Source organism: Flavobacterium luminosum (assembly GCF_023635005.1).
Taxonomy (GTDB): domain Bacteria; phylum Bacteroidota; class Bacteroidia; order Flavobacteriales; family Flavobacteriaceae; genus Flavobacterium; species Flavobacterium luminosum.
The window spans coordinates 647,766-661,953 of sequence record NZ_JAMLJM010000001.1; the positions used below are offsets into that span (position 1 = coordinate 647,766).

Consider the following 14,188-nt stretch of genomic DNA (forward strand, 5'->3'; position numbering starts at 1 on the left):
TGTAATTCGGAAATTTTTAAACACACGAAAATGAAAATATATCCTATAGAAGCCGGTAATTTCAAACTTGACGGAGGAGCTATGTTTGGCGTAGTTCCCAAATCAATATGGAACAAAACCAATCCGGCCGATGCCAACAATTTAATTGATATTGCCGCACGTTGTCTACTCATTGAAGACGGAAACCGTTTACTCCTGATTGATACGGGAATGGGAGACAAACAGTCGGAAAAATTCTTTAGCTATTATTCACTTTGGGGAGAGGACAACCTAAAGAAATCGCTTGCAAAATATGGTTTTCATCCCGATGATATAACCGATGTTTTTATGACGCACTTGCACTTTGATCATTGTGGCGGAAGTATAAATTGGAATTCCGACAGAACCGGTTATGAAGTGGCTTTTAAAAACGCAACATTCTGGACCAATGAAAATCACTGGGAATGGGCTACCCGTCCCAATCCAAGAGAAAAAGCGTCCTTTTTGTCGGAAAACATCCTGCCGATGCAGGAAAGCGGTCAACTGAAATTCGTTAACAGACCGGATACTGATTTTGGTTTTTCTACCGAATTGGGTTTCGATATTTTCTACGTTGACGGACATACCGAAAAGCAAATGATCCCTCACATCAAATACCAAGACAAAACCATAGTTTTCTGTGCCGACTTATTAGCTACAGCTGGGCATTTGCCAATTCCTTATGTGATGGGTTATGACACCAGACCCTTACTAACCATGCCCGAAAAAACAAAATTCTTGAATGCAGCTGCTGACAATAATTATTATTTATGGTTAGAGCACGACGCTCACAATCAAATCATCACGGTAGAACACACCGAAAAAGGAGTACGTTTAAAAGAGGTGTTCCGTTGCGAGGATATATTAATCTAATGTTAAAATCGCTGCTTTTTTTATAGAAATTCAGACATTTATCAAAAAAATACAACATATTATGACTATTACAAAACCATTTTATCTATCAGCCATTTTAGCTTTTGCATTAGTTAGTTGCAGTGCACCAAAACAACTGGTAAGCGTAGATCCGGCAAAGATTGATACGATGCCTTTAAAAACCACAAAAATTACCAACAAACAACTAGAACGTTGGAGTCATTTGGATTTAACCCAAGACACCATCCCGGGAATGAGTGTGGATCGAGCATATCAAGGAATTTTAAAAGGGAAAAAAGCAACCAAAGTAATTGTTGCTGTTGTAGATTCAGGAATCGATATAGAACATGAAGACTTACAAGGAGTGATTTGGACCAATCCAAATGAAATTCCGGGCAATAAAAAAGATGACGACAACAATGGTTATATTGATGATGTACATGGTTGGAATTTCTTGGGAGATTCCGATAACGAACAATTGGAATTAACCCGTATTGTTAAAAAAGGAAATGATGGCTCAATTCAATACGAAAATGCTTTGGCCGAATTGAAAGTCAAACAAGCTGAATTAGAACCTCAAAAACAACAGTTGGATTTAATTTTAGGCGCTGAAGCCGCGGTGGCCAAACACTTAGGAAAGAGCAATTACACTTTGGCCGAAGTAAAAGCCATTCAAACTACCGAACCGGGTCTATTGCAGTCTCAGAACATCATCGTTCAGGTAATGACCAGCATTGGAGGCGACAAAGCTAAATTTGATCAAGAGATTGGAAACTACAAAGATTATGTTTACGATCAGTTAAATTATAATCTGAATACCGAATTTAACGGACGTAAGCTCGTGGGTGACAATCCTGACGATATTAATGACAAAAACTACGGAAATAACAATGTTATTGGTCCTAAAAAAGAAAGCGCTAAACACGGTACTCACGTTGCAGGAATCATTGCTCAGGTTCGCAACAACGGCAAAGGCGGTGACGGTGTCGCTTCCGATGTAGTAAAAATTATGACGTGTCGTGCCGTACCGAACGGAGATGAATACGACAAGGATATTGCATTAGCCATTCGTTATGCCGTAGATAACGGCGCAAAAGTTATCAACGGTAGCTTCGGTAAAAGTTATTCACCAAACAAACAATGGGTTTTTGATGCTATAAAATATGCCGAATCCAAAGATGTATTGTTTGTGCATGCTGCAGGTAACGATGCAAAAGACATTGACAAAAACCCTAATTTCCCGAATGATGCCGAAGGAACTGCTCCGGAATTTGCAGACAATGTATTAACCGTTGGAGCATTAAACTATGAATATGGTTCTGCTTTATTGGCCAATTTCTCTAACTATGGAAAAGTGAATGTGGATGTATTTGCACCCGGAGTTAAAATCTATGCGACTACACCAAACAACTCCTACGAATACTTAGAAGGAACTTCAATGGCATCACCGAATGCAGCCGGTGTAGCCGCTCTAATTCGTGCCTATTATCCTTCGTTAACGGCGTCACAAGTGAAGCGTATTATCATGGATTCCGGCACACCTCTAAACAATACTCTGGTTTTACCGGGTGAAAACGGAGGAGAAACCAAATTGAATCAGGTTTCTGTGAGCGGAAAAATCGTAAATGCTTACAATGCCTTATTATTGGCAGAGAAAATGGCAAAAAAATAACACCTAAATTATAAAGCACCATCATGAAAGTAGTTTCAGGATGGTGTTTGCTCTTAACCAACACATTATGAAAAAATATTTATTATTGTTTTTACCCTTAGGCTTATTGGCTCAAAACAATCCAAACCCGGGATATTGGCAACAACATGTCGACTACAAAATGGAAGTGAACATGGATGTGAAAACATACCAATATAAAGGAAAACAAACTTTGGTGTATACCAACAATTCTCCGGACACCTTAAAAAGAGTCTTTTTTCATTTGTTCAATAATGCGTTTCAACCTAACAGTCCAATGGATGCTCGATTAAAATCGATTAAGGATCCTGATGGAAGAATGGTGACCAAAGTAAAAGTGGGCGACAAAGAAGTGAAAGAAAGTCGAATTGCTGCACTAAAACCCAATGAAATAGGTTTTTTATATGTAACTAATTTAAAACAAGATGGTGTCGCTGTCAACAACAAAACAGTCAGTACAATTCTTGAAGTGGATTTGGCCAAACCCTTGTTGCCAAAAACCTCAACTACTTTTACCATGGATTTTAACGGGCAAGTACCGGTACAAATTCGTCGCTCCGGCAGAAACAATAAAGAAGGGATTGAACTTTCTATGGCGCAATGGTACCCTAAACTAGCCGAATATGACATAGACGGCTGGCAGGCAGATCCTTATATTGCCCGTGAGTTTCATGGCGTATGGGGAGACTTTGATGTCAAAATAACGATCGACAAAAATTATATTCTAGGAGGTTCGGGTTATCTTCAAAACGGAAATCAAATAGGATATAATTATCAGGATGAAGGAGTTACGGTAACTATCCCTAAAAAACAAAAAACATTAACCTGGCACTTTATAGCTCCTAACGTACATGATTTTACTTGGGCAGCTGACAAAGATTACATACACGATGTGTACAAAACACCATCGGGTACCACTTTACATTTCCTATATCAAAACAAAGCGGAATTTATCCAGAATTGGAAGAATTTACAACCGAAAACAGCCCAATTATTAGACATTTTCAACAAAACTGTTGGAGTTTACCCTTACAAACAATACTCTGTAATTCAAGGAGGAGACGGAGGGATGGAGTATGCCATGTGTACGTTAATTCTTGGTGAAGGCTCTTTTGATGGTTTATTAGGGGTTACTGCTCACGAAATGGCGCATTCATGGTTTCAACATGTTTTAGCAACCAACGAATCAAAACACAGTTGGATGGATGAAGGTTTTACTACTTGGTTGGAAAACTATGGATTGAATGAAATAGCCGAAAAGAAAGTGGCCAACCCGCACGCCGATTCATATGCCGGATACCTGAGTCTAGTGAAATCAGGTAAAGAACAACCGCAATGCACACATTCTGACCGTTATGATGAGAATCGCCCTTATAGTATTCAAGCGTATAGCAAAGGAAATTTATTCTTAACACAACTTGAATATCTAATTGGTACCGAAAATCTGATGAAAACGATAAAACGTTATTATAATGATTTTAAATTCACTCATCCAACTCCAAGAGACATCAGAAAAACCGCTGAAAAAGTCTCAGGTGCCAATTTGGACTGGTTTTTAACGGATTGGACACAAACGACCAACACCATAGATTATGGAATAAAGAATGTAAACGCCGAAGCGAATACTACAAAAGTTACTTTAGAACGAATTGGACGTACACCAATGCCTTTAGATATTGTAGTGGTATATGAAGATGGATCTTCGGAGAGTTTTTATATTCCAAATACTCTTATGCGTTGGACCAAAGAAAATCCATTTCCGAATATGACGAGAACCGTTTTAGAAGGATGGGATTGGGCTTATCCAACTTTTGAATTTACTATTTCTAAAGACAAAGAAAGTATTAAATCGATTCAAATTGACCCTACAGAAATTATGGCTGATGTGAACAAAAACAATAATAACTATAAGAAATAAAATTAGAAAGAGGCTGTTTCGTTTTGAAACAGCCTCTTTCTTTTAACACTAAGATTGTAAAATTCAATATTAATAAAGTGCACATTCATCGATGTATCTGGATATGAGGATTATGAACTAATGTCTAAACCTCATAATATGATTAGACATCCTGATATGCCAAAAGTTATCTTCAAATATCTTTGGGACAATCTGAAAGAAGGAAATAATTTTCATGCTATTATCAAAAACATGGCGAAATCCGGGAGATATTATTGGGTAATAACCAATTTTGAAGTGGTAAAAGATAAAGATGGTACTATTATTAATTACATCGGTAAAAGAAAAGCTATTCCGGATTCTGTTATTCATTCTCACATCGAGCCGCTGTACAGAAGATTACTACAAATAGAAAACGCCAGCGGTTTGGAAGCAAGTGAAAAATACCTGAAAGGATTTCTTGAGGAACAAAACAAAACATATATGGAATATATTACTTTCATAATGACCGGAAATAAAGACAAAAAAGGATTTTTTGGTAATTTTTTTGGAAAAAGCTAAATAAAAATTTAGACAATAAGACAGATACATTCTGTCTTTTTTTTATTCTACCTTTGTGCTGATGAAAAATACCTATCCAAAGCACGAGAAACTTAAAAGTAAAACCGCTATAGATTTGCTGTTTACTGAAGGAAAATCCGTTTCAAAATATCCTTTACGATTGGTATATGCCCCCATAACACCTGAGACCGGAGAGAAGATTAAAATCGGCGTTTCTGTATCTAAAAAATATTTTAAGAAGGCTGTTGATCGGAATTACTACAAACGTGTCCTAAGAGAGACTTATAGGCTTAATAAAAGCATCTTAATAGACCATTTGGATCAACCTTATGCGATAATGTTCTTCTATCAAACCAAAGATCGATTAACGTTTCAGGAAATCCATAAAAAAACGATAGCGTTGTTTGAAAAATTTATAACAACGATACAAGAAAAATAAAAAAGAGTTGCTGTGTATAATGGGCAACTCTTTTTTTATTCTTTAAAAGATTCAATAACTGTATTATAATTGCGGACCCGCTTCTACAAGACTTTTACCTTCTTCGTTATCGGTATATTGAACAAAGTTCTTAACAAATCTACCCGCTAGATCAACCGCTTTTGTATGCCATTCTGACGCTTCTGCGTAAGTATTTCTTGGATCTAAGATATTCGTATCTACGTTAGGTAAAGCAGTAGGAATAACAAAATTGAAGACTGGCACCGTTGCTGTTTCGGCTTTTTCGATAGAACCATCTAAAATAGCATCGATAATCGCACGGGTATCCTTAATAGAAATACGTTTTCCGGTACCATTCCAACCGGTATTCACCATATAAGCCGTAGCATTGTGTTCTTCCATTTTTTTCACCAACTCTTCCCCATACTTTGTTGGATGTAAAGACAAGAATGCTTTTCCGAAACAAGCCGAAAAAGTTGGCTCTGGCTGTGTAACTCCTCTTTCGGTTCCTGCTAATTTTGCAGTGAAACCAGATAAGAAATAGTATTTTGTTTGTTCAGGGGTTAGTTTAGAAACCGGAGGCATCACACCAAAAGCGTCAGCAGTTAAAAAGATCACCTTAGTAGCATGACCCGCTTTAGAAACCGGTTTTACAATGTTTTCAATATGGTAAATAGGATATGAAACACGCGTATTTTGTGTTACCGATCCATCTTTAAAATCGATAACCCCATTGGCATCCACTGTTACGTTTTCTAATAATGCATCACGCTTGATAGCTCCATAAATATCCGGTTCGTTTTCTTTACTTAAATCGATGGTTTTAGCATAACAACCACCTTCGAAGTTGAAAACACCATCGTTATCCCATCCGTGCTCATCGTCACCAATTAATTCACGTTTTGGATCAGTTGATAAAGTTGTTTTTCCAGTTCCAGATAATCCAAAGAAGACCGCAACATCTCCATCCTTACCTTTGTTAGCCGAACAGTGCATGGATGCGATTCCTTGTAATGGTAAATAATAGTTCATCATAGAGAACAACCCTTTTTTCATTTCACCACCGTACCAAGTACCTCCAATTAATTGAATTTTTTCAGTAAGGTTGAAGGCAATGTACACATCCGAATTTAATCCGTGAGCGGCATAGTCCTTGAAGCTGGTTTTAGAAGCATTCATTACCACGAAATCAGGTTCTCCGTAGTTCGCTAATTCTTCTTCTGTAGGGCGAATAAACATATTTTTTACAAAATGTGCCTGCCATGCTACCTCAACAATAAAACGAACTTTTAATCGGGTGTTTTCGTTGGCTCCACAAAAAGTATCCACTACAAAAAGTCTTTTTCCGGACAATTCATTTACGGTAGTTTCTTTTAGCGCATCCCAAGTCACCTGAGAAATAGGCTTATTATCATTAACTGCTTTGTCAGAAGTCCACCAGATCGTATCTTTAGTAACCTCGTCTTTTACAATATATTTGTCTTTAGGGGAACGACCGGTAAACTCTCCTGTCATTACATTGACAGCGCCTAGTTCGGTTAACTTTCCTTTTTCGAATCCTTGTAAGCTAGGATCTAACTCTTCCTTATATAATAGTTCGTACGAAGGATTATATACAATTTCTTTAACGTCTTTGATTCCGTATTTTTCTAACGAAATCGATTGCGTACTTGGGGTGTATGATTCCATAAATTATGATGTGTTGTGTACTATTTATAGTCAGCAAAAGTATAAATATTATTTTAATTGCTTAATAGTTTATACTTTTTTTGTGATGATGTAATAAAAAGTCACACCCCAAGCGGCGATTAATAACAAGCCTCCGACTGGAGTAATTGGACCTAAAAATTTAAAATTCATTCCGGTTACCGCACTGGTTGACAACAGAAAAATGGAAACTGAAAAAAATAAAACACCAAACAAGGTTAAATAATAAACGATGTTTTTTTGTTCAGGCATAATTAATTGAGTGGTACCAATAAAAAGCAAAAAAAGAGCATGATACATCATGTAGCGCACTCCTACTTCGAAAGAAGTTAACTGGTCTGTATTTAATACTTTTTTTAAAGCATGCGCTCCAAAAGCACCCAATACAATTGAAACTAATCCGAAAACCAAAGCGGTTAAAATAATCTTCTTATCCATTACAATTTTTCTTCAAAAATACGACACCCCGAGTTAATTTTAATCCTTTTGCCTTCACAATACTTTTAAAAATATAACATTTTACTACATTTGTGTGATTTTTATCAAGAACCAACCATGAGAAATGTTTTAATTATTGGAGCAGGGCGCTCTGCTTCGTCACTAATAAAATACCTTTTAGAGAAATCGGAAAGTGAAAATTTGTTTATTACCATAGCCGATTTATCTCTTGAATTGGCTACTAGAAAAACCAACGGGCACAAAAATGCTAATCCTATTGAATTTGACATCCACAATGAAAAGCAGCGTCAGTCAGAAATTCAAAAAGCCGATATTGTAATTTCCATGCTTCCGGCACACATGCACTTTGAAGTAGCCAAAGACTGTATCACCTTCAAAAAAAATATGGTAACCGCTTCGTATATCAGTGATGCGATGCTAAGTTTGGATGCAGCAGCCAAAGAAAACGGATTGGTTTTCATGAATGAAGTAGGTTTAGATCCAGGAATAGACCACATGAGTGCAATGAAAGTTTTGGATGAAATCAGAGAGCAAAACGGAAAAATAATTCTTTTCGAATCGTTCTGCGGAGGCTTGGTAGCCCCAGAATCGGACAATAATCTATGGAATTATAAATTCACTTGGGCGCCTAGAAATGTAGTACTTGCCGGTCAGGGTGGAGCCGCAAAATTCATTCAAGAAGGCACTTATAAATACATACCTTACAATAAATTATTCCGAAGAACAGAATTTTTAGAAGTAGAAGGTTACGGACGTTTCGAAGGCTATGCCAACAGAGATTCATTAAAGTACCGCAGTGTTTACGGTCTAGACAATGCGCTGACAGTATTCCGAGGAACTATTCGTCGTGTAGGATTTTCTAAGGCTTGGGACATGTTTGTTCAATTAGGAATGACCGATGATACTTATGTTATCGATGATTCTGAAAACATGAACTACCGCGAGTTCGTTAACTTATTTTTACCTTATCACCCTACTGATTCCGTTGAAATTAAATTACGTCATCAGTTAAAAATTGATCAAGACGATGTCATGTGGGACAAATTGGTCGAATTGGATTTGTTTAATGACACCAAAAAAATCGGTTTAAAAAATGCTACTCCAGCACAAGCTTTGGAAAAAATACTCAATGATTCTTGGGCTTTACAACCTAATGACAAAGACATGATTGTCATGTATCATAAAATTGGCTATGAAATTAATGGTCAACGAAAGCAAATAGATTCTACGATGGTTTGCATTGGTGACGATCAAACCTACACAGCCATGGCAAAAACCGTAGGACTACCAGTAGCTATGGCTACTTTACAAATTTTGAACGGAAATATTAAAACACCGGGAGTACAACTTCCGATCAAAAAAGAAGTGTACCAACCTATTTTGAAAGAATTGGAAGAATACGGTGTTGTTTTTCACGAAAAAGAAGTTCCATACAAAGGATACAATTAATTCGAAATCTTTATATCAAGAAAGACTCTTTTCTAACGAAAAGGGTCTTTTTTATTTCAATACAAAAGAAAAATGTATCTTTAGGCTTCAAATTTATTCGTATGAAAGCAAATCACTTACAAATTGAAATAGACGGAATCGATAAAGAAATTCTCCGTGCTCTAATGGAAGATGCGCGTAAACCTATTTTGCAAATTGCCAACAAGATTGGAATTTCAGGAGCGGCCATCCACCAACGTTTGCGAAAATTGGAAGAGGCTAAAGTCATTTCAGGATCAAAATTCATTGTCAATACCAAAGTCTTAGGCTATAGTACGATGGCGTTTGTAGGAATCTATCTGGACAAAGCCGCACGTAATTTAGAGGCTGTTCGAGAATTACGTAAAATTCCTGAGGTTTTAGAATGTCACTATACTACGGGAAACTGGAGTATTCTGATTAAGATTATTTGTAAAGACAACGAACACTTGATGCATTTGCTAAATACTAAGATTCAAACCATTGAAGGGGTATCTCGCACAGAAACTTTTATTTCTTTAGACCAACAAATAGAACGTCAAATTCAATTATAAAAAAATCCCAAACCAGCACAAGCCGATTTGGGATTACCATTTACTAAATTCAATATACTACTCTCTTCTGCCAAAAACTTGTAATGCCCAATAAAGCATTGAAGCTACAGCACCGATTGCCGCTACTAAATAAGTACGAGCCGCCCATTTCAAAGAGTCTTCAGCACCCGCATATTCTTGTTGGCTCACCATATTTTTATTTTTTAACCAAGCCAAAGCACGGTTACTAGCATCGTATTCTACCGGTAAGGTAATTAAAGAAAAAGCGGTAGCAACAGCCATTAGCACTAAACCAATTACCGCAACGATATATCCAATAGATAATCCTTTAGAGGCAATTCCTAAAATTAAACCACCCATGATTAACCATTGTGACAACGTAGAAGACACATTTACCATTGGTACCATTTTAGAACGCATAGTCAACCAACTGTACGCTGTGGCATGTTGCACTGCGTGACCACATTCGTGAGCCGCTACAGCAGCAGCAGCAGCATTTCTTTGGTTGTACACTGCTTCCGATAAATTAACGGTTTTGTCTAATGGGTTGTAATGATCGGTCAGACGTCCCGGAGTTGAAATTACCTTTACATCATAAATTCCGTGGTCTTGAAGCATTTTTTCAGCAATTTCAGCACCACTCATCCCATTACGCAAATGCACTTTAGAATAATGCTCAAATTTATTTTGTAAACGCTTGCTCACTAACCAACTCGCTAAAGCAATACCACCGATAATAATATAATATCCTAACATATCTATTTTTTAATTTCTAAATTTACTAAATCATCACAAATTGCAAGCCAAAAATACAAAATGTCAATTTGGCATTAGTTAAATATTTCTAAAAACAACTACTCTTGCATTTGTTTTACGGGTGACTTTTTCGAAACATCCATCACGGGAACCATTCCGTTAGTTGGGACATAGATGATTTGTGGTAAATCACCTTTATCGGCTAACTTTTCTAAAGTTCTGATGAATAAATATTGGTTATACGTTTCATTCAAAGTTCCGTTTTCTACTTTCATAGCTTCAGCCATACCTCTTGCGCGTTCAATTTCGGCTTGTGCGTTTAATTTTTCAGCTTCCAATTTCGCTTTGGCTTCTTCTACTAAAATTCTACGGTTTTGCTCTGCTTTTGCCATTTCAGCTTTACCTGCCATTTCTTGTTGCCATACGTTATATCTTGGCAAACCAAACATTAAAGCTCCAATGATAAAAATTCCAATTAAAATAATTCCGAAAATCAATTTCCCTACATTTCTTTGTTCCATGTTTAATAGTTTTTAGTTTACTTATTTTACGTAAAAAATTGAAAATGTTACAAAAGTTAAAATAAAAAAATCAATTCATGTAAACTATTTTAACACCCCACCTTTCGGGCACCCCTCTAAAAGAGGGAAATAAAAAAACCGCAGACTCTTAGATTAAAAAATCAGAGAATCTGCGGTTGTAAGTCATAGATTCTGAAACAAGTTCAGAATGACAAGTTTTGATAAAATTATCCCACCAAGTTAATAATCTTGCCTGGAACGATAATCACTTTATTTGGAGTTCTTCCTTGTAATTGATTTTGCGTTCGTTCATCCGCCATTACGATTTCCTCGATTTGCGCTGCCGTTAAATCTAAAGGCAATTTAATGGTGAAACGCATTTTGCCGTTGAACGAAACCGGATATTCTTTCTCCGATTCCACTAAATATTTCTCTTCGAATTTAGGGAATGCAACCGTTGCAATGGAACCTTCGTGACCTAAAGCTCTCCATAATTCTTCAGCGATATGTGGCGCATAAGGTGATACTAAAACCGCTAAAGGTTCTAAAATGGCTCTGTGATGGCATTTTTGTTGCGATAACTCATTCACACAAATCATGAATTGCGAAACCGACGTATTGAATGAGAAATTCTCGATGTCTTCAGTAACTTTTTTGATGGTTTTGTGTAGCGATTTGTACATATCCGCTGTTGGTTCCTCATTCGTAATGTTCAAACCGTTGTCATCAAAATACAAACGCCATAATTTTTTCAAGAAACCGTAAACTCCTGTAATTCCAGCCGTATTCCAAGGTTTAGCTTGCTCTAATGGCCCTAAGAACATTTCGTACAAACGCAACGTATCCGCACCATATTCATTACAAATATCATCTGGATTGACTACATTGTATTTCGATTTCGACATCTTTTCTACTTCGCGACCAACGATGTATTTGCCATTCTCATCAACTATTATTTCACCATTTTCTCCAATAAAAATTGCATTTTCAAATTCCTTTCCAAATTCATTATCATCTTTTAGTCTCCTAATATCCAATTCATCTGAAAGATTAACAAAATCAACTTTAACATGTAAATCGTTGAAAACAATTCCTGCAACTTTTCTTAGTTTTTCTTCATCAATTTCATCTTTTAAACTATTCTTTGCCAAATCAATTAAAAAATTATTTGCAAAACTTTTATCATGAACAATTTTGTTTCTAATTGACTTTGAAACATAAATATTTGTTGCTTTTAAAAAATCATTATTCTCAATTGTCGCAACTGTTACTCTATACACAAAAGCACTCATTCCCAAAATCATCCCTTGATTGATTAATTTCTTGAATGGTTCTTCGGTTGGAGCAAAACCTTTATCTTTTAAGAATTTGTTCCAAAAACGAGAATACAACAAGTGACCTGTTGCGTGCTCGCTTCCTCCGATGTATAAATCTACATTTTCCCAATATTTTAAAGCCTCTGCAGAAGCAAATTCGTTTTCATTGGACGCATCCATGTAACGCATCCAATACCAAGACGAACCTGCCCAACCTGGCATGGTGTTTAATTCTAATGGGAATACTTTTACATTATCAATCAAATCATTGCTAACCACTGTATTTTTCTCTGTATCCCAAGCCCATTCAGTCGCGTTTCCTAATGGTGGTTGACCGTCTTCGGTTGGTAAATATTTTTCTACTTCTGGCAATACGATTGGTAAATGTTTTGCCTCGATCATTTGTGGTAAACCATTCACATAGTACACTGGGAAAGGTTCGCCCCAATAGCGTTGACGAGAAAAAACCGCATCACGTAAACGGTAATTTACTTTCGCTTTTCCAGCACCTATTTCTTCTAGTGCTGAGATGGCTTTCGTCATTCCGGCTTTGTAATCCAATCCGTTTAAGAAATCCGAATCTACCAATTCGAAACCTCCTTTTTCACCGTAAGCGGCTTCTGAAATATCTTGATTGAAAATGTTTTTAATTTCGGGCATTCCGTGTGTTCCTTTGAAGAAATTCGCGAAAGCATAATCACGCTCATCGCCACAAGGAACGGCCATTACTGCTCCTGTTCCGTAGCCGGCTAATACGTAATCGCCGATCCAAACCGGAATTGGTTCTTTGGTAAAAGGATGTTCCGCATACGCTCCCGTGAATACCCCTGAAATCGTTTTCACATCGGCCATACGTTCTCTTTCCGAACGTTTTGCCGTAGCTTCTACGTAGGCTTCCACCGCCTCTTTTTGTTCTGGCGTAGTGATTTTAGCTACCAATTCGTGTTCTGGGGCTAACGTCATAAACGTCACTCCAAAAATGGTGTCAGGACGCGTAGTGAAAACTTCGATTTGGGCTGGTGTCTCGACTTCGCTCGACATGACATTGAAAGTCACAGAAGCTCCCACTGATTTTCCAATCCAGTTTCTCTGTGATTCTTTGATGGATTCACTCCAATCGATAGTTTCTAAACCTTGCAATAAACGCTCGGCATACGCTGAAATTCGCATCGACCATTGCGTCATTTTTTTACGAATTACCGGATGTCCGCCACGTTCTGAAACGCCGTTTACGATTTCGTCATTCGCTAAAACCGTTCCTAAAGCCGGGCACCAGTTTACTTCGGTTTCGGCTAAGTAGGTTAATCTATATTGTAATAAGATTTTTTGTTGTTGTTCTGAGGAAAAAGCATTCCATTCTTCAGCAGTAAAAGGAACTATGTTATCATCACAAACCGCATTCACGTTGGCATTGCCTTCCTTTTGGAATTTTTCTATTAATGTAGCAATATCTTCGGCCTGATTCGTATCGTTATTGTACCACGAATTGAACAATTGAATAAAAATCCATTGTGTATGTTTGTAATAATCAGAATTTGAAGTACGAACTTCTCTACTCCAATCAAACGAAAATCCGATTTTATCTAATTGCTCACGGTAACGCGCAATGTTTTCTTTGGTAGTTTTTTCAGGATGCTGCCCCGTTTGAATCGCATATTGCTCCGCTGGTAAACCAAACGAATCATACCCTTGTGGATGCAACACATTAAACCCTTGATGTCTTTTAAAACGTGCTACAATATCAGAAGCGATATATCCCAGTGGGTGTCCCACGTGCAAGCCAGCTCCTGACGGATAAGGAAACATGTCTAACACGTAATATTTGGGTTTGTCACTGTTATTTGACGCTTTAAAAGTTCCGTTTTCGGCCCAATATTGTTGCCACTTGGCTTCGATTTCGTTGTGGAAGTATTTCATTCGTTTTTACTAT

The 14,188-nt window shown here is 37.1% G+C and carries 12 protein-coding genes; 7 read left to right on the top strand and 5 right to left on the bottom strand.

Features of this window, described 5'->3' with window-relative positions; translation table 11 throughout:
• Nucleotides 1–30: 30 nt before the first annotated feature.
• The 5 genes from NAT50_RS03005 to rnpA all read left to right on the top strand — a co-directional run bounded on the left by NAT50_RS03005 (nucleotide 31) and on the right by rnpA (nucleotide 5,478).
• Nucleotides 31–891 (top strand): MBL fold metallo-hydrolase, encoded by an 861-nt coding sequence (locus NAT50_RS03005; protein ID WP_250591321.1) that lies wholly within the window; start codon nucleotides 31–33, stop codon nucleotides 889–891.
• A gap of 61 nt (nucleotides 892–952) precedes the next feature.
• Nucleotides 953–2,563: a S8 family peptidase gene (locus tag NAT50_RS03010; protein WP_250591323.1), complete on the top strand. Its 1,611-nt coding sequence runs from the start codon at nucleotides 953–955 to the stop codon at nucleotides 2,561–2,563.
• 67 nt (nucleotides 2,564–2,630) lie between these two features.
• Nucleotides 2,631–4,499, top strand: a complete 1,869-nt coding sequence (locus tag NAT50_RS03015) for a M1 family metallopeptidase (protein WP_250591325.1) — start codon at nucleotides 2,631–2,633, stop codon at nucleotides 4,497–4,499.
• Nucleotides 4,500–4,586: 87 nt separating this feature from the next.
• Complete coding sequence (locus NAT50_RS03020; protein WP_408610642.1) at nucleotides 4,587–5,039, top strand: PAS domain-containing protein; 453 nt, start codon at nucleotides 4,587–4,589, stop codon at nucleotides 5,037–5,039.
• 61 nt (nucleotides 5,040–5,100) lie between these two features.
• Complete coding sequence (gene rnpA, locus NAT50_RS03025) at nucleotides 5,101–5,478, top strand: ribonuclease P protein component (protein ID WP_250591327.1); 378 nt, start codon at nucleotides 5,101–5,103, stop codon at nucleotides 5,476–5,478.
• 63 nt (nucleotides 5,479–5,541) lie between these two features.
• Here rnpA and pckA read toward each other — a convergent pair whose 3' ends face one another.
• Together pckA and NAT50_RS03035 are read right to left on the bottom strand one after the other, a co-directional pair.
• Nucleotides 5,542–7,167 carry a phosphoenolpyruvate carboxykinase (ATP) gene (pckA, locus tag NAT50_RS03030; RefSeq protein ID WP_250591329.1) on the bottom strand — a complete coding sequence of 542 codons (1,626 nt, stop codon included), beginning with the start codon at nucleotides 7,165–7,167 and terminating at the stop codon, nucleotides 5,542–5,544.
• A 69-nt stretch (nucleotides 7,168–7,236) separates the two neighbouring features.
• Nucleotides 7,237–7,623, bottom strand: coding sequence for a DUF423 domain-containing protein (locus NAT50_RS03035; RefSeq protein WP_250591331.1), 387 nt, complete (start codon nucleotides 7,621–7,623; stop codon nucleotides 7,237–7,239).
• A 117-nt stretch (nucleotides 7,624–7,740) separates the two neighbouring features.
• On the opposite strand from NAT50_RS03035, the gene NAT50_RS03040 reads away from it, so the two are divergent.
• Both NAT50_RS03040 and NAT50_RS03045 read left to right on the top strand, forming a co-directional pair.
• On the top strand, nucleotides 7,741–9,093 hold the full coding sequence (locus NAT50_RS03040) for a saccharopine dehydrogenase family protein (RefSeq protein ID WP_250591333.1): 1,353 nt from the start codon (nucleotides 7,741–7,743) through the stop codon (nucleotides 9,091–9,093).
• A gap of 101 nt (nucleotides 9,094–9,194) precedes the next feature.
• Entirely contained in the window at nucleotides 9,195–9,665 is a 471-nt protein-coding gene (locus NAT50_RS03045; protein ID WP_250591335.1) for an Lrp/AsnC family transcriptional regulator, read from the top strand.
• Nucleotides 9,666–9,722: 57 nt separating this feature from the next.
• Here the strand turns inward: NAT50_RS03045 and NAT50_RS03050 are convergent, their stop codons facing one another.
• From NAT50_RS03050 to NAT50_RS03060, 3 genes are all read right to left on the bottom strand, one after another.
• Nucleotides 9,723–10,421 (bottom strand): zinc metallopeptidase, encoded by a 699-nt coding sequence (locus NAT50_RS03050; protein ID WP_250591337.1) that lies wholly within the window; start codon nucleotides 10,419–10,421, stop codon nucleotides 9,723–9,725.
• 98 nt (nucleotides 10,422–10,519) lie between these two features.
• Nucleotides 10,520–10,942 (bottom strand): flotillin family protein, encoded by a 423-nt coding sequence (locus NAT50_RS03055; RefSeq protein ID WP_250591339.1) that lies wholly within the window; start codon nucleotides 10,940–10,942, stop codon nucleotides 10,520–10,522.
• A 227-nt stretch (nucleotides 10,943–11,169) separates the two neighbouring features.
• Entirely contained in the window at nucleotides 11,170–14,175 is a 3,006-nt protein-coding gene (locus tag NAT50_RS03060) for a leucine--tRNA ligase (protein WP_250591341.1), read from the bottom strand.
• Nucleotides 14,176–14,188: the final 13 nt, after the last annotated feature.

Bases quoted from the DNA above. Each gene is read 5' to 3' on its own strand.
- NAT50_RS03005 (WP_250591321.1), top strand. From the start codon at position 31: ATGAAAATATATCCTATAGAAGCCGGTAATTTCAAACTTGACGGAGGA.
- NAT50_RS03010 (WP_250591323.1), top strand. From the start codon at position 953: ATGACTATTACAAAACCATTTTATCTATCAGCCATTTTAGCTTTTGCA.
- NAT50_RS03015 (WP_250591325.1), top strand. From the start codon at position 2,631: ATGAAAAAATATTTATTATTGTTTTTACCCTTAGGCTTATTGGCTCAA.
- rnpA (WP_250591327.1), top strand. From the start codon at position 5,101: ATGAAAAATACCTATCCAAAGCACGAGAAACTTAAAAGTAAAACCGCT.
- pckA (WP_250591329.1), bottom strand. From the start codon at position 7,167: ATGGAATCATACACCCCAAGTACGCAATCGATTTCGTTAGAAAAATAC.
- NAT50_RS03035 (WP_250591331.1), bottom strand. From the start codon at position 7,623: ATGGATAAGAAGATTATTTTAACCGCTTTGGTTTTCGGATTAGTTTCA.
- NAT50_RS03040 (WP_250591333.1), top strand. From the start codon at position 7,741: ATGAGAAATGTTTTAATTATTGGAGCAGGGCGCTCTGCTTCGTCACTA.
- NAT50_RS03045 (WP_250591335.1), top strand. From the start codon at position 9,195: ATGAAAGCAAATCACTTACAAATTGAAATAGACGGAATCGATAAAGAA.
- NAT50_RS03050 (WP_250591337.1), bottom strand. From the start codon at position 10,421: ATGTTAGGATATTATATTATTATCGGTGGTATTGCTTTAGCGAGTTGG.
- NAT50_RS03055 (WP_250591339.1), bottom strand. From the start codon at position 10,942: ATGGAACAAAGAAATGTAGGGAAATTGATTTTCGGAATTATTTTAATT.
- NAT50_RS03060 (WP_250591341.1), bottom strand. From the start codon at position 14,175: ATGAAATACTTCCACAACGAAATCGAAGCCAAGTGGCAACAATATTGG.